Genomic DNA, 22,410 nt, shown 5'->3' with positions numbered 1-22,410 from the left:
GCTGCGCTCAGACCGCGAGCAGCGCGATCCCGCCGACGACGAGCGCGGACGCCGCGAGCCGACAGCCGGGCCGGCTCTCGCGGAGCACGACTGCGCCGAACAGGCTCACGAGCACCACGCTGACCTCGCGCATCGGGGCGACGAGCGCGACGGGCGCCATCGTGATCGCCACCAGCACGAGGATGTACGAGAGCGGGGAGAGCGCCCCGAACAGCAGGATGCGCGGCCAGTGCCGGCGCACGACGGGCAGCAGTTCGCGGTGCCGGCGGCCGAGCATGGCCGCGTAGAGCAGGATCTCGCCCAGCGTGCAGCCGACCATGTACGCGACCGGCGGGATGGCCCACTCGCGCACCGCGTGGGCGTCCCACACGGTGTAGATCGCGATGGCGACGCCGGTCGCGAGCCCCCACGCGATGCCGGGGTCGAGACGGACGCCGAGGATCCGGCCGGGGCGCGGACGCGGCGACGGCCCGGATGCGGGAGCGGGCGCGGATGCCGTCGCGAGCCCGGATGCCGCGGCGGCCCCGCGCTCGCGGTCGAGCAGTCCGATCGCGACGATCCCGGCGAGGATGACCGCGATGCCGGCGAACGCGGCCGGCGAGGGGCGTTCGCCGAGCAGGGTCACCGCGACGATCACGGTGATCGTCGGTCCGGTGCCGCGGGCGGTCGCGTACACGGTCGACAGCTGCCCGCCCGCGTAGCCGCGCTGCAGCACGAGCATGTACCCGCAGTGCAGCGCGGCCGAGACGACGACCCCGATCGCGAAGTCCTCGGGACGCGCGCGACCGAGCCCGCCGGTCGCGGGCACGAGGGGGAGCCAGACGAGGGAGGCGGCGACGGCGCCCCACCAGAGGAAGGGGATGCCGATGCGGCTCACGCCGTGGGCGAGGATGTTCCACGCGGCGTGGCAGACGGCGGCGGCGAGGACGAGGGCGAGCGCGGTGGGCGACATGGGGACCTTCTGCCCGTCGCGGGGCGCGACGAACCGGTCCTCCGGGCTTTTGTCCTGTCAGATGACGGTCGTCGCTGGCGGCGGCCGTGGCGCCGCTCGGACCAGGCGGGCGGACCTCGCGGTCGGCCCCGGAACCCTAGGCGCTATCGCCCTCGACGCTAGCAGGGAGCCCGCGTCGGACCGGACCGCTGGGCCTGCGCGAGCCGATCGTTCATCAGCAGTTCAGTTCGCCCGCGCGGAACGCTCAGTCGACGTCGAAGTTGCGCTGCACGAGCATCTGCACGTCGCGGTCGAGGCCGTCGATGCGGTGGCCGACGGCCTCGAATCGCGCCCGCATCTCCTCCCGGACGCCGCCGATCTCGCTGCGGAGGCTGCCGATCTCGCCCCGGAGCTCGCTACGGAGGCTGCCGATCTCGCCGTGGACTTCGGCGCGGAGCGTGCCCATCTCGCCCCGGAGTTCGGCGCGGACTCCGCCGAGCTCGGCGCGGACGCCCCGGAGTTCGGCGCGGAGCACCCGGACGAAGCCGACCGACACGATCGTGAGCATGCTGAACATGAGGGTCGTGAACACCCCCAGCATGGTCCACACCTGCGCCTCGGTCATCTGCACCCCTCCATCGTCGCCGTTCCGGGACCAGGCTTCCAGTGCTGGGCGTGCGGAAGTGGCGCGATGGCGATGCGGTGGAGGGTGGGCCGCGGTGCGCGGATGGGGAGGAGGGTCAGGCGGCCGCGAGGGTGCGCCGGATGACGCTCGTGAAGAAGCGCAGTCCGTCGACGCCGGAGCGCATCGCGGCCGCGGTGTCGGGGCCGAAGCCGGGCTCCACCGCGTGCTCCGGGTGCGGCATCAGGCCGACCACGTTGCCGCGGGCGTTCGTGATGCCCGCGATGTCGCGGAGCGAGCCGTTCGGGTTCACGTCGACGTAGCGGAACACCACGCGCCCCTCGCCCTCGAGCCGGTCGAGCGTCTCGTCGTCGGCGATGAAGCCGCCCTCGCCGTTCTTCAGCGGGATGGTGATCTGCTCGCCGGCCTCGAACTCGCCGGTCCAGTCGGTCGAGCCGTTCTCGACCCGCAGCACCTGGTCGCGGCAGATGAACGAGCCGTGGTCGTTGCGGATGAGGCCGCCCTCGAGCAGGTGCGCCTCGGTGAGCATCTGGAAGCCGTTGCAGATGCCGAGCACGGGCATGCCGCGGTTCGCGGCATCCACGACCTCGGTCATGATCGGCGAGAGCGAGGCGATCGCGCCGCAGCGCAGGTAGTCGCCGTAGCTGAAGCCGCCCGGGAGGATGAGGGCGTCGACGCCCTCGAGGTCGTGCGAGCCGTGCCAGAGGGCGACGGGCTCCGCGCCGGCGAGGCGCACCGCGCGCTGCGCGTCGCGGTCGTCGAGCGAGCCGGGGAAGGTGATGACGCCGACGCGCATGGGATCAGGCCCCGGCGGCCGTGTCGTCACCGAGCTCGGCATCGCCGAAATCGATGGCCACGACGTCTTCGATGACCTGGTTGGAGAGGATCTCCTCCGCGATCCGGCGCACCTCGGCCTTCACCGCGTCGTCGACCGGCCCGTCGACCGTGATCTCGAAGCGCTTGCCCTGGCGGACGCCGGTGACGAGGGCATGACCCGTGCGGTTCAGGGCGCCGGCGACGGCCTTCCCCTGCGGGTCGAGCAGCTCGGGCTTCGGCATCACGTCGACGACGATGGTGGGCACCTGGGACTCCGTCCGGTGTCGAGGGTGGGGATGCCTCGATTCTAGCCGGTGCCGCGGGGCGCTCGCGCCCGACCCCGCTCGGCTTGCGGAGCATCCATTCCGGGCGTACTATTCCGGGCGGAATAGCTTGCAGGATCGCGCTCGCACCGCGCGGACGAAGACGGGAGGACCGGATGCCGCAGCTCACGCCGCTCGGGGTGACCGCCCTCGCCGTGCTCGCCGAGGGCGACATGCATCCCTACGAGATGTACCAGCTGATGCTGACCCGCAAGGAGGACCGCGTCGTCAAGCTCTCGCCGGGCTCCCTCTACCGGGCCGTCGAGCGCTTCGCCGCCGACGGGCTCATCGCGGAGGTCGGCGTCGAGCGCGAGGGCAACCGGCCCGAGCGCACCGTCTACACGATCACGCCGGCCGGGCGGGAGGTGCTCCGCGACTCGATCGCGGAGATGCTCGGCCGGCACGTGAACGAGTTCCCCGAGTTCCCGGTCGCGATCGGCGAGGCGCACAACCTCCCCGCCGACGAGGTCGTCCGGCTCCTCGGCGAGCGGGTGGCCAGCATCCGCGAGACGGTCGGCTACATCGACTCCGCCATCGCGCGGATCGCCGAGCGCGGCGTCGCGACCGCGCACGTGCTGAACGTGCACTACACGCGGGCCATGCTCGCCGCCGAGGCGGACTGGCTCGACTCCACGATCTCCCAGCTCGGGACGGGCGCACTCGCCTGGCCCGGGCCAGCCAACTGACTCCGAAAGGTTCCGGCATGGAACGCAAGCCCTGGCCCGCTCTCTGGGCCCTCGTCATCGGGTTCTTCATGATTCTCGTCGACTCGACGATCGTCTCGATCGCGAACCCGGCGATCCTGAGGGACCTGAACACCGACATCACCGCCGTGCTCTGGGTGACGAGCGCCTACCTGCTCGCCTACGCGGTGCCGCTGCTCATCACGGGCCGCCTCGGCGACCGCTTCGGCCCGAAGCGGATCTACCTGATCGGCCTCGTGATCTTCACCCTCGCCTCGCTCTGGTGCGGCTTCGCGGGCGACATCTCGATGCTCATCGCGGCGCGCGCCGTGCAGGGACTCGGCGCCGCACTGATGACCCCGCAGACGATGGCGGTCATCACCCGCATCTTCCCGCCGAACCAGCGCGGGGCGGCCATGGGACTCTGGGGTGCGGTCGCGGGCATCGCGACGCTCGTCGGCCCGATCCTCGGCGGCGTGCTCGTCGACAGCCTCGGCTGGGAGTGGATCTTCTTCGTGAACGTCCCCGTCGGCGTCATCGCCTTCGCGATGGCGGTGTGGCTGGTGCCGAACCTCGAGACGCACGCGCACCGCTTCGACTGGCTCGGCGTGGTGCTGAGCGGGGTCGGCATGTTCCTCCTCGTGTTCGGCATCCAGGAGGGCGAGAGCTACGACTGGGGCACCATCGTCGGTCCGATCACCGTGTGGGGGCTCATCATCACCGGCCTCGTGGTGCTCGCCGGATTCCTCGTCTGGCAGCGGTTCAACCGCGCCGAGCCGCTGCTGCCGCTCGGCCTGTTCCGCGACCGGAACTTCGCCCTCTCGAACGTCGCGATCTCGCTCGTGGGCCTCGCGATCACCTCGATGCCGTTGCCGCTCGCGTTCTACTTCCAGGTCGCCCGCGGGCTCGACCCGACCCAGGCGGCGCTCATGCTCGCGCCGATGGCGGTCGCCTCGGGCATCATGGCGCCGATCATCGGCAAGCTCACCGACCGGGTCGACCCGAAGTGGGTCGCGTTCGCGGGCTTCTCGATCGTCGCGGTCGCGCTCGCCTGGATGGCGCTCTGGCTCTCGCCCGACGCGGAGCTGTGGACCCTGCTCTTCCCGGTCGCGCTGCTCGGCCTCGGCCTCTCGGGCATCTGGGCCCCGCTCGCCTCCTCGGCGACGCGGAACCTGCCGCAGCAGCAGGCCGGCGCGGGCTCCGGCGTCTACAACATGACCCGTCAGGTCGGCTCGGTGCTCGGCAGCGCGGCGATCACGGCGCTGCTGAACGCCCGGCTCGCGGCCGAGCTGCCCGGCTTCACCGGCGGGTTCGGCGGCGAAGCAGCCGGTGGCTCCGGCTCGGGCGGCCTGCCGCCCCAGCTCGCCGACGGCTTCGCCACCGCGATGAGCCAGTCGCTCTGGTTGCCCGTGATCGGCTTCGCGCTCGGCGCCGTCGTGGTGCTCTTCTTCGCGAAGCCGAAGGTCACGGTCGCCTGGGGCGGCGGGCAGCGGACGGCGGATGCCGCGGGCGCGCCTGCCTCGGGAACCCCGGCGGAGGCCGCGGAGGAGCCCGGCTCCAGCGACGCGCCGGCCGGGGCATCCACCTCCCGACCGGAGTAGCACCGGGCGCGGGGGCCGGCCGGACGTGCGCCGGCCGGGGCATCCGCCTCCCGATCGGACGTCGTGTGCGGAGGAGATTCGCACCGGGGGAGGCGCTGCCGGCGCGCGCCGTCCTCCCGAGGTGCGAATCTCCTCCCGCCGCGGGACGGGGCGGGAGGGCGTGGCACCGCGGGGCGCGCGGCGCCGGTTGGCGCGGGCGGGTGGCGGCTACGCTAGCCCGGCGCGCTCCGTCAGCACCTCGCGGAGCACCTGCTCGGTCTGCTGCAGGCCGCGGTGCACCTCCTCGAAGCTCGTCGACAGGGGCGACAGGCCGATGCGGAGGCCCCCGGGATCGCGGTAGTCGGGGATCACGTCGCGCTGCCACAGCCGTGCCGTGACCTCGCGCATCGCGTCGTGGTGCAGCGTGACGTGCCCGCCGCGCTCCTCGGGGTCGGCGGGCGAGGCGAGCGTCACGCCGAGGGGCGCGAGCCACGCCTCCGAGAGCTTCACCGCGAAGGCGGTGAGCGCGACCGACTTCGCACGGATCGCGGGCATGCCGGCCTCCTCGATCATCGCGAGGGTCTCGGCCATCGGCAGCATGCCGAGAATCGGCGCCGTGCCGGACAGGAAGCGGCGGATGCCGGGCACGGGCTCGTACTCGGGGCCCATCAGGAACATGTCCTTCGTGCCCCACCAGCCCTGGATCGGCTGCGCGAGCACCTCCTGCAGGTCGTCGCGGACGTAGGCGAACGCGGGCGAGCCCGGGCCGCCGTTCAGGTACTTGTACGTGCAGCCGACGGCCAGGTCGAAGCCCCAGGCATCCGCCTTCACCGGGACGGAGCCGGCGGAGTGGCAGAGGTCCCAGAGGATGAGCGCGCCCGCGTCGTGCGCGATGCGGGTGAGCTCCGGGGCGTCGGCGAGGTGCGCCGAGCGGTACGCGACGTGGGACACGACGACGAGCGCGGTCTCGGGCCCGACGGCCTGTGCGAGCTGCGCCGGGGTCACCCCGGCCGTGGTGTCGACCTCGATCCAGCGGAGGCGCAGGCCGCGCTCCTTCGCGATGCCCTCGAGCACGTACCGGTCAGTGGGGAAGTTGTCGGTGTCGACGACGATCTCGCGCCGTTCGGGATCGCGGGCGATCTGGGCGTCGACCGCGGCGCGGGCGAGCTTGTAGAGGAGCACGGTCGTGGAGTCGGCGACGATCGTCTGCCCGGCCTTCGCCTCGATGACGGCGCGGCCGATGCGGTCGCCGAGCTCGGTCGGCTGGGCGAGCCAGGCCTCGTCCCAGCCGCGGATGAGCCGGCCGCCCCACTCCTCCGTCATGAACTGCTGCATGCGCTCGACGGCGGCGAGCGGCGGCCGGCCGAGCGAATTGCCGTCGAAGTAGACGAGCGGGCCGTCGGCGCCGGCGAAGCGCGCGCGGTAGTGGGCGAGGCCGTCGGCCCGGTCCATGCGGCGGGCGTAGGCGAGGTGCTGGTCGAGGCTCATCCGAACTCCAGGTTCTCGATCGGGACGACGCGGGCGCCGGCGAGCCACGCGGGCAGCTCCTCGGCGTCCTGCGGCTGCGGGCCGGGGACGAAGGTGGCGAGGGCGTCGCCGCCCCACTCGACGGGATCGCCGAGCGGCCACGGGTCGCTCAGCGCGCCGATCAGTTCGCCCGGTGCGAGGCCGGCGGCGAGCATGGCGGCGAGCTCGCCGGGGTTCACCCCGTCGGGCAGCTCGCCGTTGCCGAGGTCGGTGCCGTAGAGCACCCGGCCGCCGGCGGCCAGGAACCGCGCCGTGTTGTCGATCGCGGTGCCGAGGGCGGATGCCTCGCCGGCGCGGGCGTGGATGTCGAAGGTCGTGATCCAGCACTGCCCCGACGCCGCGGCCAGGGCCACGAGCTCGTCGTCGAGGCGCTCGGTGAACGGGGCGTGCACGAGGACGTCGGCGCCCGCCTCGATCGCGAGCCGGGCCGTGCCCTCGCCCTCCGCGTGCGTGGCGACGAGGAGGCCCCGGGCTCGCGCTGCGACGACGATCGCGTCGACGGTCGCGCGGTCGAAGACCGGGCCGGCATCGGCGTTCAGCATGATCTTCACGAGCCGCGCACCGAACGCCGCCTGCTCGGCGACCGCGGTCTCGATCGGGTCGGGGAGCGCGCGGCGGTCGTCGGCGCGCGTCGCGGCCGGCAGCTCGCGCAGACTGCCGGGGCGGAGCCACCAGCGGTCGCTCGGGTACCCGCCGGGCGCGGTGAGGAACTGCCCGGCGAACACGACGCGGGGCAACGGCTCCCGGGCCGCGAGGGCGGCGATCGCCGTGAGCTCGGCGCCGAGGTCGACGACGCCGGCGATGCCCGCCTGGGGCGCGGCGTCGGGGTCGACCATCTGCAGGTGCACGTGGTGGTCGATGAACGGCGGGAACGCGACGCCCTCGGGCCCGGCGGCGCCACCCGGCAGCCGCAGCCGGGCCGGGCGCCCGGTCGGCGTGCCCGCGGCGTCGCCTGCTGCGCCCGTGCTCACCCCGGGATCTCCGTGCGCACGGCGAACAGCTCGGGGAAGAAGGTGAGCTCGAGGGCGCGGCGCAGGAACGGGGCGCCCGACGACCCGCCCGTTCCGGTCTTCGAGCCGATGATGCGCTCGACCGTCTTCAGGTGGCGGAAGCGCCAGAGCTGGAAGTTGTCCTCCAGGTCGACGAGCTCCTCGCAGGTCTCGTAGGCGGCCCAGTTCTCGTCGGGGTTCGCGTAGATCGCGGCGAAGAACGGCACCAGTTCCGGCTGGAACGTCCAGGCGAGGGTGACGTCGCGCTCGAGGACGGCGGACGGCACGGCGTAGCCGCGCCTCGCGAGCAGCCGCAGGAACTCGTCGTAGAGGCTCGGCTGCTCGAGGGCCCGTCGCACGACCGCCTGCGCCACCGGGTCGGCGTCGAACACCTGCAGCATCTTCGCGTTCTTGTTGCCGAGCACGAACTCGACCGCGCGGTACTGGTACGACTGGAACCCGCTCGCGTTGCCGAGCACGTTGCGGAACTGCGCGTACTCGGTCGGGGTGAGGGTGGCGAGCACCGACCACTGCTCGGTGAGGGTCTTCTGGATGTGCTTCACCCGGGCGACGCACTTCAGCGCGGGGGCGAGCTCGTCGGCGCGGAGGAACTCGCACGCCGCCTCGAGCTCGTGCAGCACGAGCTTCAGCCAGAGCTCCGTGGTCTGGTGCTGGATGATGAACAGCAGCTCGTCGTGGTGCTCGGGGCGCGAGATCGGGCGCTGCGCGGCCAGCAGGGTGCCGAGGTCGAGATAGCCGCCGTAGCTCATGCGGTCGCTGAAATCGGTGACGACGGATGCCTCGATCTGCCGGGTGTTCGACTCGACGCCGCTGGTCACGTCCTCGTGCTGGCTCACGGGGCAAGCCTACGCGCGCCCCGGAGCCGGGCGGTCGCCGAATCCGCCGGAGGTGGCGCGACGTGAAAATCCGCATGAATGCCGGAGGGGTTCGGTCGCTAGAATTCGAAGATGAGCTCGTCGACCTCCACCCGTCGCGACGCCAGGCGCAACCACGAGCGGCTGCTCGTGGAAGCCCGTCGCCTGTTCGCCGAGCGCGGCATCGACGCGCCGCTCGACGAACTCGCCAACCGAGCGGGGGTGGGCGCCGGCACCGTGTACCGGCACTTCCCCAACCGCGAGGCGCTGCTGCTCGAGCTCTACGACTCCGCCCTCGTCATGTTCCGCGACATGCAGCCGGAGATCCTCGAGGCCGACACCGCCTGGGAGGCGATCGAGCGCTACATCGACCGCCTCGCAGGGTGGATCGCCGAGACGCCCTACCTCGCGGCGCTGCTGCACCGGGTCGGCGAGATCTACCCGGAGCACCAGCCGGCGCTCGCCATGGAGCCGCTGCTGAACGAGCTCGTCGAGCGCGCGCACGCCGAGGGCTCGCTCCGCGCCGACGTCACCGGGGTCGACCTCTCGGTGCTCGCGAACATGCTCGGCTCGGTCGGGCAGTTCGGCGGGGGCTACCTGCCCTACTGGCACCGTCAGCTGCAGATCGTGCTCGACGGGCTCCGCGCCCGGCCCGATCTCTCGCCGTTGCCCGTGGCCGCGCCGAGCTTCGCCGAGTTCCACGCGCTGCAGCACGGTCGCACGGCGGAGTAGGCGCAGCGACGCGGATGCCTCGACCAGGCATCCGCCACGCCGGGGCACCCGGGGCGTCCGCGGCGCCGAGGCATCCGCGCCGCCGTACGCCGGTGCTAGCCGGCCGCGCGCACCTCGACGAGGTTCGCCCACGGGTCGTCGAAGGCGAGCGCCAGGCCGTCGTCGCGCACGTCGACGCGGAAGTGCTTCATGCGCTCGCCGAGGGCGCCGAGCTCGTCGGCGTCGGGCACGACGATCTCGACCTTGCCGAGGCCGAGCGCGAGGCCCCGGCGGCCGGCGCCGCGACTGCCCCAGGTGTTCATCGCCATGTGGTGGTGGTAGCCGCCCGCGGAGACGAACAGCGCCTGATCGCCCATCTCGGCGGTCGTCTCGAAGCCGAGCCGCTCGACGTAGAACTCGCGCGCGCTCGCCACGTCGCCGACCGAGAGGTGCACGTGGCCGACGATCGCGCTGCCGAGCCCGGTGCCCGCGGCGGCGGCCTGCACGCCGGTCTTGTCGAGGTGGTCGCGGAGGTAGGCGTTCGGGTCGAGGTGCATCGTCGCCATCTCGACGGAGCCGTGCACCCAGCTCCACGTGGAGCGGTCGCGGTCGAAGTAGAGCTCGACGCCGTTGCCCTCCGGGTCGGTGAAGTAGAACGCCTCGCTGACGAGGTGGTCGGCGCTGCCGGTGAAGGTGCCCGGGTACCGCGAGGCCACGGCGTAGATCGCGGTCGCGAGGGCCTCGCGCGTGTCGAAGAGGATGGCCGTGTGGTAAAGCCCGGCGTCCCGCGGGGAGGCGTGGCGGAGCTCGGGCGCGTGCTCGAGCACGATGATCGGCGTGCTGCCGCGCCCGAGCACGGCGACCGGCCCGTCGTGGCTCAGGAGCTCGAGGGTGACGCCGTCGCGGTAGTAGCGGATCATGCCGTCGAGGTCGGCGACGCGGAGGGTCACCGCGCCCATGCCGGTGTCGGCGGCGAGGAGTCCGGCGCCCTGCGGCGCCCCATTGGTTGTAAGCACAACTAATACTACCGCGCCGGGCCCTCGGGTATTCCCGATCACCACTCGAGGTGCCCGACTCCCATGGAAGTCGGGCAAGTCTGGAAGGGGGAGGGCGGCGTCAGTGGCGGCGGAGGCTTCCGAGCAGGGCGTCGAGGGCCGCGAGCATCCGCTCGTCGGTCGAGAACTCGGGCATCAGCAGGCGGATGGTCTGCCAGCCCATGTTCGAGGAGGCGACGCGGTCGGAGGCGGTGACGAGGTCGACGTCCTCGGCGATCTCGCCGTCGGCGTGCGCCTCCTCGAGGTGGCGGAGGATCCGCTCCCGCCACCGGCGGGCGTGCTCGCGCTGCGTCGCCCAGAACGTCTCGTTCTGCGCCGCGTAGCTCCAGTACGCGACGCCGACCCTCGCGTGCCGCGTGCCCTCGGGGCCGAAGGGGAGCGCCGCGACGCACATGCTGTGCAGCGCGTCGAGCCCCCGCTTGCCGGCGGTGAGCTCGTCGATGCGCCGGTCGGCGTCCCCGCGCGTGAGGAGGAACACCGCGTTCAGCAGGGTCTCCTTATCGGGGAAGTACCGGGCGAAGGCGCTGTGCGAGTAGCCGGCCTCGGCCGCGATGCTGCGCATCGTCGCCTGGTCGAAGCCGTCGCGGGCGATGACCTCCCAGGCGGCCGCCGCGATCTCGTCGCGGCGCGCGTCGTGGTCGACGACTCTCGGCATCCTCGGCTCCTCGTTCGGCTGGCGGACCGGCTGGTGCCTCACAGCATACGTTGTTCCACGCTTGGAGAAAGTTATGCGTTCGTGACCTGGCGCGAGCCGCCGGCGGTTATGGTTAGTGACCACTTGGTCTCCAACGATTGCGAGGATGCATGGGACGGGCAGCTGCACGCGGCTACGAGGGCTTCGGCGGACGGGTCGAGGAGTTCGCCTCCGCCTCGACGCCGTGGGACCGCCCGCGCCGGACCGCCCCAGCCGGTGCGCCGAACGTCGTGGTGGTGCTCGTCGACGACCTCGGCTTCAGCGACCTCGGCCCCTTCGGCAGCGAGATCCCCACCCCGAACATCGACCGGCTCGCCGACGGCGGCTGGGTCTTCACCGACTACCGCACCGCGCCCGTCTGCTCACCCGCCCGCGCCGCGCTCCTCACCGGACTGAACCCGCACCGCGCCGGCTTCGGCACCGTCGCGCACGTCGACCCCGGCTACCCCGGGTTCACCTGCGAGTTGCCCGAGGACGCCCCGACCCTGGCCGAGTCGCTCCGCGCCGGCGGCTACGCGACCTTCATGGTCGGCAAATGGCACCTCACCGTCGAGTCCGAGCTGCACGACGGCGGCGATCGCGCCAGCTGGCCGGTGCAGCGGGGGTTCGACCGCTACTTCGGCTGCATGGACGGTTTCACCTCCCTGCACCACCCGCACCGGCTCGTCCGCGACAACACGGTGGTCGACCGGCCGAGCCTGCCCGAGGGGTACTTCCTCACCGACGAGCTCACCGAGGAGGCGCTCGGGATGATCGACGGCCTGCGCGCGAACGACGCCGCGAAGCCGTTCTTCCTCTACTTCGCGCACACGGCGGTGCACGGCCCCGTGCAGGCGAAGGCCGAGGACATCGCGCGGCAGCGCGGCCGCTACGCCGCGGGCTGGGACGCGCTGCGCGAGGCGCGCTTCGCCCGCCAGCGCGAGCTCGGCATCGTCCCCGAGGGCGCCCGGCTGCCGGTGGGGGAGCAGGCGGATGCCGCGCTCATCCCCTCCTGGGAGGCGTTGACGGATGCCGAACGCGCGCTCTTCGCCCGGCACATGGAGGTCTACGCCGCGTCCGTCGCGGAGGTCGACGAGAGCGTCGGCCGCCTCGTGCAGCGGCTCGAGGAACTCGGCGAGCTCGACCGCACGATCATCGTCGTCGCGAGCGACAACGGCGGCACCGCGGAGGGCGGCCCCGGCGGCACCCGCAGCTACTTCGCCCAGTTCGTCGCGGGCACGCCGGTGCCCGGCGACTGGGTGCGCGACGTGCCGCGCGAGCTCGAGCTCCTCGGCGGGCCGCGCGTGCACGGCCACTACCCGGCGGGCTGGGCCCGCGTCTCGAACACGCCGTTCCGCTCATTCAAGGGCGGCCTGTACGAGGGCGGCGTGCACGCCCCGCTCCTCGTCTCGTGGCCGGGAGCGCCGGTGCCGAGCGGGGAGCGGGGTCTGCGCGAGCAGTTCGTCTTCGTCGCCGACCTCGCGCCGACCATCCTCGAGCTCACGGGCGTCGCCCCGCTCGCGGAGCGCCACGGCCGCCCCGCCCAGGATCCCGACGGCCGCAGCTTCGCCGCCGCGCTCGCCGACCCGGCGGCGCCCGGCCGCTCCGCGCAGTACTTCGAGAGCTTCGGCCGCCGCGCGATGGTCTCCGCGGGCTGGAAGGCCGTCTCCTCCACGGCCCCGACCCCGGCGGACGGTGCGGCCGGCGGCTGCTGGGAGCTCTACGAGCTCGGGGGCGACCCGACCGAGACGCGCGACCTCGCGGCGGAGCATCCGGCCCTCGTCGGCGAACTCGCCGAGGCCTGGCGCGGCGAGGCCTGGCGGAACACCGTCTTCCCGCTCGACGACGACGGATCGCTGTTCCGCAGCCGGCCCGAACGCGAGTGCGCGCTCGCCGAGCCGGTGCGGCTGCCGCCGTTCCGGCCGCCGCTCGAGCGCTTCCGCGCCTCCCGGCTCACCGTGCTCCGCTCCTTCGAGCTGCGCGCCGAGCTCGAGCTCGGGCCCGAGGCCTCCGGCGTGATCGTCGCGCACGGCGACCAGGGCGGCGGATACCTGCTCGCGATCGAGGGCGGCCGGCCGCTCGTCTCCTACAACGCCTACGGGGTCATGCACCGCGCGCACGGCGCGCGGCTCGAGCCGGGGGAGCACCTCCTCGATCTGCGCTTCGCCGAGCTCGAGGGGCTCCGCTGGCGGGTCGAGCTGGCGGTGGACGGGATGCCGGAGGCCGAGCTTCCGGGAGTGCCGATGCTGCTCGGCATGGCCCCGTTCACCGGCATCAGCGTCGGGTACGACTTCGGCGGCCCGGTCGACTGGGAGCTGCACGAGCGGCACCCGGGCGGCTTCCGCTTCCTCGGCGGGGAGCTCCGCGCCGTCACCTACCTTCCCGGGCCGAGGTCCCGGCACGACGCGACCGTCATCCGACGGCTCGACGAGGCGGTGCTCGCCGTCGCCGACTGACCGTGCCGGCATCCGCCGGCCGACCCAGCTGTTCCGCACTCCCCCGACCACGAAAGGAACACCATGACCCGCACCACCACCGCGGCCGTCGCGCTCGTCGCGGCAGCCGCCCTCGCCCTCACGGCGTGCTCGAGCGGCGGAGCCGGCGACGATGCCGGCGCCGTCCCGAGCGAGCTGCGCATCGGCAACTTCGCCGACCTCACCTCCTGGGACCCCGCGAGCGCCGACATCGGCTTCAACGCCCCGTACCTCTCGGCGATCTACGACCCGCTGATCACGATCGACGGCGCGGGGGAGCCGCAGCCGGGGCTCGCGACCGACTGGGCCTTCTCCGACGACCGGCTCACCCTCACGATGAACCTCCGCAGCGACGCCGTGTTCTCCGACGGCGAGCCCTTCGACGCCGAGGCGGCCGTCGCGAACCTCGCGCACCTGAAGGACGGCACCGTCTCGCGCGAGTCGTACCTGAACGTCGAGAGCTTCAGCGCCGTCGACGAGGACACCGTCGAGATCCGGCTCTCGCGCCGCGACGACCGACTGCTGTACTTCATGGGCCTCGGCCGGAGCTACATGGCCGCGCCCGCGGCGATCGAGGCGGGCACGCTCGAGGAGACGCCCGTCGGCTCGGGTCCGTACACGCTGTCGGACGCCACGATCCCCGGCGCCGAGTACCGCTTCGAGCGGGTCGCCGAGCACTGGGCGGCCGAGGACTTCCCCTTCGACGAGGTCACGGTGCTGCCGATGCAGGACTCGAGCGCTCGCAACAACGCCCTCGAAGCGGGGCAGATCGACGTCAGCTACGGCGACGCCACGACCGTCGGGATGGCGGAGCAGCACGGCTGGAACGTCGCCTCCCAGGTCGCCTCCTGGGTCGGCCTCCGCATCAACGACCACACCGGCTCGAAGCTCGCGCCGCTCGGCGACCCGCGGGTGCGCCAGGCGCTCGCCTACGCCTTCGACGGCGGCGCCCTGCTCGAGAGCATCGGCGAGGGCGAGGGGGTCGCGACGCCGCAGCTCTTCGCCGCGGGGTTCGCGGGCTACGACGCGGAGCTCGACGGCCGGTACCCGCACGACCTCGACCGGGCCAAGGAGCTCCTCGCCGAGGCGGGCTACGCCGACGGCTTCGACGTGACGATGCCGATGGCGCCGCCGTTCCAGCCGTGGCAGGCCGCCGTCGACCAGACCTTCGGCGAGCTCGGCATCCGCGTCACCTGGGACGAGTTCCAGTACGTCGACTACCAGTCGAACGCGCCCAGCTACCCGATGTTCATCTCGGTGCTCGCGGTCGACTCGAACCCGACCGCGACGATCGCCCGGCAGCTCACGGTGCCGCAGTGGTACATGCCCGAGCCGGACATCGCGCAGTTCCCCGAGCTGCAGGCGCAGGTCGACCGGGCGCTCGACGCCGAGCCGGGCGAGGTCCAGCAGGCCGAGATCCAGGAGCTGAACGCCATGCTCGTCGAGGCGGCGTGGCAGGTCGTCTGGTACCAGGCGAACGACATCTACGTGACCGTCGCGGGCATCGAGCTCACCCCGGTCACGGGCATGAAGTTCCCGTCGCTGCGGCAGATCCAGCCGACGGATTGACGGGAGCCGGTCGCGGCCGGTCCGTCCTCGCGGGGAGGGCGGGCCGGCCGCGGTGCGTGCGCTCCACCCAGGGTTGCCCGACTTCCATGGAGATCGGGCGACTCGAGATCAGGAGCGCGGGGCGAGGTGCGGTGCGACGGCCGAGGCGAAGCTCGCCGCCGTGCGGGCGGCGACCTCGGCGTGCGGGCTCGCCCAGATGTCCGCGTTGAAGAGCTCGACCTCGACGTCGCCCGTGTAGCCCGCCGCCGCCACCGCGGCGGTGAGTCCGGCGAAGTCGACGACGCCCTCGCCCGGGTAGTGCCGGGAGAGCAGCACGTCGGCCGCGAGCGGGGTCTTCCAGTCGCACACCTGGTACGTCGCGATGCGGCCCTCGCGACCTGCGCGCGCGATCTGCGGCAGCACCTCCGGGTCCCACCAGAGGTGGAAGGTGTCGACGGCGACGCCGACGGTCTCCGGCGCGAACGGCGCGGCGAGGTCGAGCGCCTGGCCGAGGGTCGAGACGACGGCGCGGTCCGAGGCGTACATGGGATGCAGCGGCTCGATCGCGAGCGTCACCCCGGCGGCGGATGCCTCGGGTGCGAGCTCGGTGAGGGCGTCGGTCACCCGGTCGCGGGCGCCGATGAGGTCCGTCGACCCCTCGGGGAGCCCGCCCGCGACCAGGACCAGCACCGCGCGGGAGCCGACGGCACCGGACTCGGCGAGCACCGCCGTCTCCTCGATCGCGCGGCGGTTCTCCTCGATCGAGGCCCGGCGCGCGGGCCCCTCCGGCATGGTGAAGAAGCCCTGGCGGCAGAGCGTCGACAGGCGCAGGCCCGAGTCGTGGAAGCGTCGCGCGGCGGCGGCGAGCCCGACCTCGGCGATCGGCTCCCGCCAGAGTCCGACCGACTCGTACCCGGCGTCGACGAGCACGCGCAGGGACTCGTCGAAGCCGGCGTGCTTGATCGTGCCGACGTTCATCGAGAGGCGGGGGTGCGCGCTCATGCGCCCGCCCCCACCGGGACGGCGGCGCTCCGCGCCTCGATGCCGTTCACGCCGAGGAGGGCGTGCCACCGGGCGGCGGCGAGCTCGGGCTGCTCGAGCGCGCCCGCCTCGTTCGCGAGCTCGACGATGCGCGAGAGGTGCGGGAGGCTGCGGGCGGCGTGCAGGCCGCCGACCATCTGGAACGCGGGCTGGTGCCCGTTGAGCCAGGCGAGGAAGGCGACGCCGGTCTTGTAGTAGTACGTCGGCGCGGCGAACACCTGCCGGGAGAGCTCCTCGGTGGGGCCGAGGATGGCGCGGTAGGCGCCGACATCGCCGGCGTCGAGCGCCTGGATCGCCGCGGAGGCGTTGGGGGCGACGGCGGCGAAGGCCCCGAGCAGCGCGTCGGAGTACGGCCGGGCCGGTCCGTCGCCGGCCGTCGCGTCGCCGCTCGTGCCGTCGCCCTCGATCAGACCGACGTAGTGGAAGTCGTCGCCCGTGAACATGCGCGCGGTCGCGGGCAGCCGGCGGCGCACCGCGATCTCGGCGTCCGCGTCGAGGAGGCTCATCTTCACGCCCGAGACCCGGTCCGGGTTCGCCGCGATGATGTCGAGCAGGGTGTCGGCCGCGGCATCCACCGCGTCCGATCCGCTCGTGCTGAGCTCCTTCGAAGCGAAGTACCCCGCGAGCACCGGGTCGAAGGCGGGGCCGAGCCAGTGCAGCACGACGGGCGCGCCGGCCGCGGCGAGCACCTCGCCGTAGACGCGCCGGTAGTCCTCGGCGCTCCGCGCCGCCCGGGCGAGGTGCCGGCTCGCCATGAGCACGGCGCCCGCGCCGGCGTCCTCGGCGTGGTGCAGCTGCACGCGGTAGGCGTCGACGATCTCCGAGAGGGAGACGTGCTCGGCCTCGAGGTGGTCGGTGTTGACGCCCACGACGAGCCGGCCGCCGACCGCGTTCGCCTCGGCGGCGCTGCGGCTGATGAGCTCGCGGGTCGCGGCGGGGTCGAGGCCCATGTTGCGCTGGGCGGTGTCCATCGCGTCGGCGACGCCGAGCCCCCACGACCAGACGTGGTGGCGGAACGCCAGGGTCGCGTCCCAGTCGAGGTCGGCCGGGACGCCGGGCGTGTTGTCGGCCGAAGCACGCGGCACGACGTGCGCGGCCGCGTAGGCCACGCGGCTCGCCGGCGGGCGGCCGGGCTTCGTGAAGGCGGGAGCCTCGCGCAGGGCGACGGCGCGCACCGCGCCGTCGCCCGCGAGCAGGGTGAGGGCGGTCACGCGCGGGCTCCGGCGAGCTCGGCGGATGCCTCGTCGGCGCCCTCGATCGTCACGAGCGGCAGCTCGACGCGGCGGCCCTCGGCGTTCGAGCGGAGACCCGCCTCGGCGAGCAGCACGCCGCGGGCGCCGGCGAGGAAGTCGAAGCGGTTCGGGGCGTCCTCGATGACGTGGCGGAGGAACTCCTCCCACTGCGCCTTGAAGCCGTTCTGGAACTCGCGGTTGCCGGGGGACTCGATCCAGTCGCCGGCGTAGTCGTGCGCGTCGGCGAGGTCGGGGTTCCAGACGGGCTTCGGGGTGGCGTTCCGCGGCTGGATCTTGCAGCCGAAGAGGCCGACGACGGCCGAGCCGTGGGTGCCGTCGACCTGGAACTCGACGAGCTCGTCGCGGTTCACCCGGGTGGTCCAGCTCGAGTTCAGCTGCGCGGTGACGCCGCCCTCGAGCTCGAAGATCGCGTAGGCGGCGTCGTCGGCGGTGGCGGCGTAGCTCCGGCCCTGCTCGTCGACGCGGCTCGGGATCTCGGTGACGGCCTTCGCGTAGACCGACTCGACGCGGCCGAAGAGGTTCTCGAGCACGTAGTTCCAGTGCGGGAACATGTCGACGATGATGCCGCCGCCGTCCTCGGCGCGGTAGTTCCAGCTCGGGCGCTGGGCGGGCTGCCAGTCGCCCTCGAACACCCAGTAGCCGAACTCGCCGCGCACCGAGAGGATGCGGCCGAAGAAGCCGGAGTCGATGAGGCGGCGGAGCTTCTCGAGGCCCGGCAGGTAGAGCTTGTCGTGCACGACGCCGTTCTTGATGCCCGCGGCCTCGGCGAGCCGGGCGAGCTCGAGCGCCTCCTCGAAGCTCTCGGCGGTGGGCTTCTCGGTGTAGATGGCCTTGCCGGCGGCGATCGCCTTGCGGAGGGCGGCCGCGCGGGCCTTCGTCACGAGGAAGTCGGCGTAGATCTCCCAGCGGGGGTCGGCGAGGGCCTCGTCGAGGTTCGTCGTCCAGTGCTCGATGCCGTGCTTCGCGGCGAGCTCGGCGAGCTTCTTCTCGCTGCGGCCGACGAGGATCGGCTCGAGCTGGACGCGCGTCTCGCCGTCGCCGAGGAGCACGCCGCCCTCCTCGCGGATCGCGAGGATCGAGCGGACGAGGTGCTGGCGGTACCCCATGCGGCCGGAGACGCCGTTCATGATGATGCCGATGGTGCGGGTGGGCTGCTCTGCCACGTGGTTCCTCCAGGTCCGGGAGTGCGGCTCGGCGCCGACTCGGAAAGCGTTTACCGAGAGTGTGGCACGCGCCCGGGCGCGACGCAAGGGCGGTGGGCCGGGCGGATGGCGCGGTGCGGCCACGGCTTGCCGCGCCGCGGCGGGGCTGTCATGATCGCAGCATGGATAACGCTTTCCCGAACGGCGACGGAGCCGCTCGTCCAGCGAGACCCCGCGTCGTGATCGCCCCCGACTCGTTCAAGGGCACCGCCTCGGCGGCGGAGGCCGCGCGGGCCATCGCGGGCGGCTGGGCGTCCGTCCGCCCGTTCGACGAGCTCGTGCTGCGCCCGATGGCCGACGGCGGCGAGGGCACGCTCGACGCGTTCGCCGCCGCGGTCCCGGGGGCCGAGCGGCGTGCCGTCGTCGTCACCGGCCCCGCCGGCGGCGAGCACACCGCGGACTGGCTCCTGCTGCCCGACGGCACCGCCGTGGTCGAGCTCGCCGCGACGAGCGGGCTCACGCTGCTCGATCGGCCGCGCCCGTTCGAGGCGAGCACCCGCGGCTTCGGCGAGGCGATCGCCGCCGCGCTCGACGCCGGCGCCTCGGGACTGCTGCTCGCGCTCGGCGGCAGCGGATCCACCGATGGCGGCACGGGGGCGCTCGCGGCGCTCGGCGCCCGCTTCCTGCAGGCCGACGGCGAGTCGATCGCTCCCGGCGGCGCCGGGCTCGAGGAGCTCGACCGGGTCGAGCTCGATGGGCTCCGCGCACTGCCGCCGGGCGGTGCGACGATCCTCGGCGATGTCACCAATCCCCTCCTCGGGCGGGAGGGCGCCGCCGCCGTCTTCGGCCCGCAGAAGGGCGCCGACGCGGCTGCGGTCGCCCGGCTCGAACGCGGACTCGATCGGCTCGCGCGGATGACTCCCGGTGGCGCGGAGCTCGCGGCCGCGGCGGGCGCCGGTGCCGCCGGCGGAACCGGCTTCGCGCTGCTCGCGTGGGGCGCCCGGATGCGCGGCGGCGCCGCCGCGGTCGCGGAGGCGATCGGCCTCGACGCAGCGCTCGGCGGAGCCGGGCTCGTCATCACCGGCGAGGGCCGGTACGACCGGCAGTCCGCGGCGGGCAAGGCTCCGAGCGAGGTCGCGGCGCGGGCGGCGGTCGCCGGGGTGCCGGTCGACCTCGTCGCCGGGCGCATCGACGCGGGAACGGGCGGGTTCCGCGCCGCGGCGTCGCTCAGCTCGCTCGCCGGCTCGGGCGCGCGGGCGATGGCCGATCCGCTCGCGTGGCTGCGCGCCGCCGGGGTCGAGCTCGCCCGGTCACGCTGACCCCCGATGCGCTGACCCCGGACGCGCCGACCCCGGCGCCGACCCCGGGCGCACTGACCCCGGACGGGATCCGCGGTCGAGGCATCCGCCGTCGTACTGAGCGCGCCCGCGTCGCTAGGCGTCCGCGGTCGAGGGGAGCGCCGAGGCGGCGAGCAGGAACCACGCCGAGTGCGGGATCCACTGCTCGGCCCAGCGCCAGCTGTCCGGTCCGCCCGCCGTCTCCTCGGTGAGGAAGGCGATGCCGTGCTCGTCGCCCGGCGCGCTCGTGATGCCGTTCACGATGCCGCCGGGGACGTTCGGATGGTCGCGCGAGTACTCGACCGTGTTGCGGCCCCGGCCGTGCAGCATGCTCGCGTCGAAGGGGTTCCGGCCGAGGATCCAGGCGAGCTGGTCGGCGGCGAACGCCTCCAGCCGGGCGGCGAGTCCGGCATCGGTCCCGTCCAGCTCGGCGACGAGGAGCGCGGCGAAGGCGAGCGAGCCGAGGGCGGCGTTCTCCCCCTGCCACCAGTAGCCCGTGTCGTTCTCGTGCGGGAAGAAGAAGGCGTCGCGCGCCGCGCCGCCGCGGGGCTGCACGCGCTGGCGCGGATAGCCGAAGGGGTTCGGCACCGCCTCGCTGCGGTCGAGCAGTTCGCGGGCCAGCCGGATCGCGAGCGCGGTCGCCGCGGGCGCCTCCGGGGCATCCGGAAGCACCGCCGCGTAGCGGAGGAGCGCGACGATCGGCAGGCCGGCCTCGACGGGGCTGAAGTAGGGGCGCCCGTCGTCCCAGGCCTCGAGCCATCCGGGCGCCTCGGGATGATCCGGGTCGGTGCGGTGACGGGCGATGAGCCCGGCGGCGCGGCGGTCGGCCGCCGCCCGGTAGGCGGCGCGGGCCGGGTCGGCCGCGGCGAGCTCGGCGGCGGCGAGGAGCGCGCACACCTCGTCGACGATCGACTCGCTGCTCGGCGTCAGCTCGCCCGTAGCCAGGTCGAGGCCGAAGAGGTAGTCGCGGTTGCGGAGCTCGAGATCGTCGAACGCTCCGGCCGCCGCGGCGAGGTACGTCGCGGCGTCGTACTCGCCGAGCGGCTCGTCGCGGGCGACGGTCGCGGCACGCGCGAGGGCCGCGATCGCGAGACCGCCGCCGCCGCGGTACGAGGCCTGATAGCGGTCGGTGCGGACGCACTCCGGCAGCGGCGCGTTCACGATGCGCTCGGAGAGCCGCTTCGTGAGGCCGTCGAAGATGCCCGTGTAGAAGTACCCCTCGGGTGCGCGGAACCGCACCAGGAAGTCCGCACCGAAGAGGGCCTCGTCGCGGGCCCGGCCGCCGAGCGCGCGGTGGAAGCGCGGATGCCTCGACGCGAGCCGGTCCCGCGCCTCGAAGAGCGCCCAGACGCACATCGGGATCTGCTGCGGGCTCATCGTCGGCGAGTAGGTGAGGTGGCTGAGGAACTTGCTCGGGTCGCCGCTCGCGTCGAGCCAGCCGCCGCGCGCGTCGACCGTCGGCCCCGCGGGGTCGCCCCAGCGCGCCGCCGTGCGGTCCTTGCGGTCGATCTCGCCGCTCGAGCGCACCGCCTTGAAGGCGTACAGCACATCGGACAGCGTGCCGGCGGCGAACTGCTCCACGCCGATCGGGAACGTCTCGGAGACCGCGGTCGACCCGCCGGCCACGGCCTCGAGCCGGTACCGGCCGGGCTCCTCGACCGCGCTGAGCTCGACCCGCGCGTAGGCGCCGCCGGCCCAGGCGTCGACGTGGGCGGCGGGCTCCGCGGCCACCGCGATGCGCACGCCGTCGTCCCGGACGAGGGTGCAGACGGGCGTCTCGCCCTCCGCGAGCCCGGCCACGACGGCGCGCTTCGCGGCGCCGAGGTCGTAGCCGAGGTGGCTGGTGAGCACGCGCACGGTCATCCCTTCAGCGCTCCGGCGAGCACGGCGCTCTCCATCTTGTCGGCGAACACGGCGTACACGAGGTAGGCGGGCACGAGCGTGATGATGATGCCCGCCGCGAGCACACCGTACTGCGCCGCGTTCGCGATCGACAGCGTCGGCAGCGCGACCTGCGCGGTGCGGAGGGCGGCGTCGGGCCCGATGATCACGAGCGAGAAGAAGTACTCGTTCCAGAACGACAGGAAGTTCAGGATCGCCACGACCGTCAGCGTCGGCACCGAGAGCGGGACGTACACCGACCAGAGGACGCGGAGCGGGCCGGCGCCGTCGAGCAGCGCCGACTCCTCGAGCTCGGCCGGCACGGCCCGCATCGCCTGGGTGAGCAGGATGACGGTGAGCGGCAGCGCCGAGGCGGGCAGGAACAGGATCAGGAACTCGCGCGTGTGGAACAGCCCGAGCGAGATCGACAGCAGCACCGTCGGCACGAGCGCCGCGAAGCCGGGGATCAGGAAGCCGAGCGCGAAGACCCGCTCGACCATCCGCCCCACCGCGCCCTTCGAGCGCGCCAGGGCGTAGGACGCGGGGATCGCGAGGAGGAGCGTCACGAGCTCCGCGCCGATGGTGACGTAGACCGAGTTCAGCATCGCCGTCCCGAGGGATGCCTGGCTGAACGCGAGCCCGAAGTTGTCGAACGTCAGCGGCGTGAACGGCGAGAAGGGCTGGTTGAAGATGTCGGTGTTGCGCTTGAACGCCGAGATCACGAGGTAGTACAGCGGGGCGGCGAGCAGCAGCACGTACAGCCAGACGCCCGCGTGGGCGAGGTGCTTCAGCGGGCCGGTGCGGCCGAGGGCGTCGCCGCGGCGACGGCGCCGCCGCGACGGGCGGGGTGCGGCGGCCGTGCGGCGCCGGGCGGGGGCGGCGGGGGCTTCGGGGGTGGCGGTGGCGGTCATGGTGGTGGCTCCCAGGG

Annotated in this window: 20 protein-coding genes; 6 read left to right on the top strand and 14 right to left on the bottom strand. The window is 73.5% G+C overall.

Annotated features, from left to right (window positions below; all coding sequences use genetic code 11):
* Positions 1 to 7: 7 nt before the first annotated feature.
* The 4 genes from ROT00_RS15900 to purS all read right to left on the bottom strand — a co-directional run bounded on the left by ROT00_RS15900 (position 8) and on the right by purS (position 2,656).
* Entirely contained in the window at positions 8 to 952 is a 945-nt protein-coding gene (locus tag ROT00_RS15900; protein ID WP_404776007.1) for an EamA family transporter, read from the bottom strand.
* A gap of 244 nt (positions 953 to 1,196) precedes the next feature.
* Positions 1,197 to 1,556, bottom strand: a complete 360-nt coding sequence (locus ROT00_RS15895; RefSeq protein WP_404776006.1) for a hypothetical protein — start codon at positions 1,554 to 1,556, stop codon at positions 1,197 to 1,199.
* Between the two features lie 115 nt (positions 1,557 to 1,671).
* Positions 1,672 to 2,370, bottom strand: a complete 699-nt coding sequence (purQ, locus tag ROT00_RS15890) for a phosphoribosylformylglycinamidine synthase subunit PurQ (RefSeq protein WP_404776005.1) — start codon at positions 2,368 to 2,370, stop codon at positions 1,672 to 1,674.
* Between the two features lie 4 nt (positions 2,371 to 2,374).
* Positions 2,375 to 2,656 (bottom strand): phosphoribosylformylglycinamidine synthase subunit PurS, encoded by a 282-nt coding sequence (gene purS, locus ROT00_RS15885; protein ID WP_404776004.1) that lies wholly within the window; start codon positions 2,654 to 2,656, stop codon positions 2,375 to 2,377.
* A 173-nt stretch (positions 2,657 to 2,829) separates the two neighbouring features.
* On the opposite strand from purS, the gene ROT00_RS15880 reads away from it, so the two are divergent.
* Together ROT00_RS15880 and ROT00_RS15875 are read left to right on the top strand one after the other, a co-directional pair.
* Positions 2,830 to 3,399 (top strand): PadR family transcriptional regulator, encoded by a 570-nt coding sequence (locus tag ROT00_RS15880; RefSeq protein ID WP_404776003.1) that lies wholly within the window; start codon positions 2,830 to 2,832, stop codon positions 3,397 to 3,399.
* 17 nt (positions 3,400 to 3,416) lie between these two features.
* The gene (locus tag ROT00_RS15875; protein ID WP_404776002.1) at positions 3,417 to 4,997 is read left to right on the top strand and encodes a DHA2 family efflux MFS transporter permease subunit; all 1,581 of its coding nucleotides are present in this window, start codon (positions 3,417 to 3,419) and stop codon (positions 4,995 to 4,997) included.
* 207 nt (positions 4,998 to 5,204) lie between these two features.
* Here ROT00_RS15875 and ROT00_RS15870 read toward each other — a convergent pair whose 3' ends face one another.
* From ROT00_RS15870 to kynA, 3 genes are read right to left on the bottom strand one after another with little or no spacing between them, the layout of a single operon-like run.
* Entirely contained in the window at positions 5,205 to 6,464 is a 1,260-nt protein-coding gene (locus tag ROT00_RS15870) for a kynureninase (protein WP_404776001.1), read from the bottom strand.
* Entirely contained in the window at positions 6,461 to 7,474 is a 1,014-nt protein-coding gene (locus ROT00_RS15865) for an amidohydrolase family protein (protein WP_404776000.1), read from the bottom strand. Before ROT00_RS15865 ends, ROT00_RS15870 begins: the two co-directional genes overlap by 4 nt.
* Positions 7,471 to 8,331 carry a tryptophan 2,3-dioxygenase gene (kynA, locus tag ROT00_RS15860; RefSeq protein ID WP_404776034.1) on the bottom strand — a complete coding sequence of 287 codons (861 nt, stop codon included), beginning with the start codon at positions 8,329 to 8,331 and terminating at the stop codon, positions 7,471 to 7,473. Before kynA ends, ROT00_RS15865 begins: the two co-directional genes overlap by 4 nt.
* A gap of 129 nt (positions 8,332 to 8,460) precedes the next feature.
* Here kynA and ROT00_RS15855 point away from each other — a divergent pair, with 129 nt between their 5' ends.
* Positions 8,461 to 9,099 (top strand): TetR/AcrR family transcriptional regulator, encoded by a 639-nt coding sequence (locus ROT00_RS15855; RefSeq protein ID WP_404775999.1) that lies wholly within the window; start codon positions 8,461 to 8,463, stop codon positions 9,097 to 9,099.
* A gap of 95 nt (positions 9,100 to 9,194) precedes the next feature.
* Here ROT00_RS15855 and ROT00_RS15850 read toward each other — a convergent pair whose 3' ends face one another.
* Together ROT00_RS15850 and ROT00_RS15845 are read right to left on the bottom strand one after the other, a co-directional pair.
* Positions 9,195 to 10,037, bottom strand: a complete 843-nt coding sequence (locus ROT00_RS15850; protein WP_404776033.1) for a VOC family protein — start codon at positions 10,035 to 10,037, stop codon at positions 9,195 to 9,197.
* 157 nt (positions 10,038 to 10,194) lie between these two features.
* Positions 10,195 to 10,788 (bottom strand): TetR/AcrR family transcriptional regulator, encoded by a 594-nt coding sequence (locus ROT00_RS15845; RefSeq protein ID WP_404775998.1) that lies wholly within the window; start codon positions 10,786 to 10,788, stop codon positions 10,195 to 10,197.
* Positions 10,789 to 10,937: 149 nt separating this feature from the next.
* Here ROT00_RS15845 and ROT00_RS15840 point away from each other — a divergent pair, with 149 nt between their 5' ends.
* Together ROT00_RS15840 and ROT00_RS15835 are read left to right on the top strand one after the other, a co-directional pair.
* On the top strand, positions 10,938 to 13,262 hold the full coding sequence (locus tag ROT00_RS15840; protein ID WP_404775997.1) for an arylsulfatase: 2,325 nt from the start codon (positions 10,938 to 10,940) through the stop codon (positions 13,260 to 13,262).
* A gap of 63 nt (positions 13,263 to 13,325) precedes the next feature.
* Positions 13,326 to 14,849 (top strand): ABC transporter substrate-binding protein, encoded by a 1,524-nt coding sequence (locus tag ROT00_RS15835; RefSeq protein ID WP_404775996.1) that lies wholly within the window; start codon positions 13,326 to 13,328, stop codon positions 14,847 to 14,849.
* Between the two features lie 108 nt (positions 14,850 to 14,957).
* Here the strand turns inward: ROT00_RS15835 and ROT00_RS15830 are convergent, their stop codons facing one another.
* Genes ROT00_RS15830 through ROT00_RS15820 form a run of 3 tightly spaced genes read right to left on the bottom strand, consistent with a single transcriptional unit; the run spans position 14,958 to position 18,249 of the window.
* The gene (locus ROT00_RS15830) at positions 14,958 to 15,830 is read right to left on the bottom strand and encodes a sugar phosphate isomerase/epimerase family protein (RefSeq protein ID WP_404775995.1); all 873 of its coding nucleotides are present in this window, start codon (positions 15,828 to 15,830) and stop codon (positions 14,958 to 14,960) included.
* Positions 15,827 to 17,080: a dihydrodipicolinate synthase family protein gene (locus ROT00_RS15825; RefSeq protein WP_404775994.1), complete on the bottom strand. Its 1,254-nt coding sequence runs from the start codon at positions 17,078 to 17,080 to the stop codon at positions 15,827 to 15,829. The genes ROT00_RS15830 and ROT00_RS15825 overlap by 4 nt, the downstream gene beginning before the upstream one ends.
* On the bottom strand, positions 17,077 to 18,249 hold the full coding sequence (locus ROT00_RS15820; protein WP_404776032.1) for a Gfo/Idh/MocA family protein: 1,173 nt from the start codon (positions 18,247 to 18,249) through the stop codon (positions 17,077 to 17,079). Before ROT00_RS15820 ends, ROT00_RS15825 begins: the two co-directional genes overlap by 4 nt.
* A 197-nt stretch (positions 18,250 to 18,446) precedes the next feature.
* Between ROT00_RS15820 and ROT00_RS15815 the strand changes: the two genes are divergently transcribed.
* On the top strand, positions 18,447 to 19,583 hold the full coding sequence (locus tag ROT00_RS15815; RefSeq protein ID WP_404775993.1) for a glycerate kinase: 1,137 nt from the start codon (positions 18,447 to 18,449) through the stop codon (positions 19,581 to 19,583).
* A 114-nt stretch (positions 19,584 to 19,697) separates the two neighbouring features.
* On the opposite strand, the gene ROT00_RS15810 is transcribed toward ROT00_RS15815, so the two are convergent.
* Complete coding sequence (locus ROT00_RS15810) at positions 19,698 to 21,464, bottom strand: glycoside hydrolase family 9 protein (RefSeq protein ID WP_404775992.1); 1,767 nt, start codon at positions 21,462 to 21,464, stop codon at positions 19,698 to 19,700.
* A complete protein-coding gene (locus ROT00_RS15805; RefSeq protein ID WP_404775991.1) occupies positions 21,461 to 22,393 on the bottom strand; it encodes a carbohydrate ABC transporter permease in 933 nt (310 codons plus the stop codon). The genes ROT00_RS15810 and ROT00_RS15805 overlap by 4 nt, the downstream gene beginning before the upstream one ends.
* Between the last annotated feature and the right edge of the window lie 17 nt (positions 22,394 to 22,410).

This window comes from Agromyces mediolanus (assembly GCF_044917495.1).
GTDB lineage: Bacteria > Actinomycetota > Actinomycetes > Actinomycetales > Microbacteriaceae > Agromyces > Agromyces mediolanus_B.
Note: the sequence above shows the minus strand (reverse complement) of the source record. Positions and strands in the feature narration are given on the sequence as shown.

What these genes read in the sequence shown, in the direction of transcription:
- ROT00_RS15870 (WP_404776001.1), bottom strand. Translation starts at nt 6,464, where the DNA reads ATGAGCCTCGACCAGCACCTCGCCTACGCCCGCCGCATGGACCGGGCC.
- purQ (WP_404776005.1), bottom strand. Translation starts at nt 2,370, where the DNA reads ATGCGCGTCGGCGTCATCACCTTCCCCGGCTCGCTCGACGACCGCGAC.
- ROT00_RS15845 (WP_404775998.1), bottom strand. Translation starts at nt 10,788, where the DNA reads ATGCCGAGAGTCGTCGACCACGACGCGCGCCGCGACGAGATCGCGGCG.
- ROT00_RS15880 (WP_404776003.1), top strand. Translation starts at nt 2,830, where the DNA reads ATGCCGCAGCTCACGCCGCTCGGGGTGACCGCCCTCGCCGTGCTCGCC.
- ROT00_RS15875 (WP_404776002.1), top strand. Translation starts at nt 3,417, where the DNA reads ATGGAACGCAAGCCCTGGCCCGCTCTCTGGGCCCTCGTCATCGGGTTC.
- ROT00_RS15850 (WP_404776033.1), bottom strand. Translation starts at nt 10,037, where the DNA reads ATGGGCGCGGTGACCCTCCGCGTCGCCGACCTCGACGGCATGATCCGC.
- ROT00_RS15810 (WP_404775992.1), bottom strand. Translation starts at nt 21,464, where the DNA reads ATGACCGTGCGCGTGCTCACCAGCCACCTCGGCTACGACCTCGGCGCC.
- ROT00_RS15815 (WP_404775993.1), top strand. Translation starts at nt 18,447, where the DNA reads ATGGATAACGCTTTCCCGAACGGCGACGGAGCCGCTCGTCCAGCGAGA.
- ROT00_RS15840 (WP_404775997.1), top strand. Translation starts at nt 10,938, where the DNA reads ATGGGACGGGCAGCTGCACGCGGCTACGAGGGCTTCGGCGGACGGGTC.
- ROT00_RS15900 (WP_404776007.1), bottom strand. Translation starts at nt 952, where the DNA reads ATGTCGCCCACCGCGCTCGCCCTCGTCCTCGCCGCCGCCGTCTGCCAC.
- ROT00_RS15830 (WP_404775995.1), bottom strand. Translation starts at nt 15,830, where the DNA reads ATGAGCGCGCACCCCCGCCTCTCGATGAACGTCGGCACGATCAAGCAC.
- ROT00_RS15855 (WP_404775999.1), top strand. Translation starts at nt 8,461, where the DNA reads ATGAGCTCGTCGACCTCCACCCGTCGCGACGCCAGGCGCAACCACGAG.
- ROT00_RS15895 (WP_404776006.1), bottom strand. Translation starts at nt 1,556, where the DNA reads ATGACCGAGGCGCAGGTGTGGACCATGCTGGGGGTGTTCACGACCCTC.
- ROT00_RS15805 (WP_404775991.1), bottom strand. Translation starts at nt 22,393, where the DNA reads ATGACCGCCACCGCCACCCCCGAAGCCCCCGCCGCCCCCGCCCGGCGC.
- ROT00_RS15835 (WP_404775996.1), top strand. Translation starts at nt 13,326, where the DNA reads ATGACCCGCACCACCACCGCGGCCGTCGCGCTCGTCGCGGCAGCCGCC.
- ROT00_RS15820 (WP_404776032.1), bottom strand. Translation starts at nt 18,249, where the DNA reads ATGAACGGCGTCTCCGGCCGCATGGGGTACCGCCAGCACCTCGTCCGC.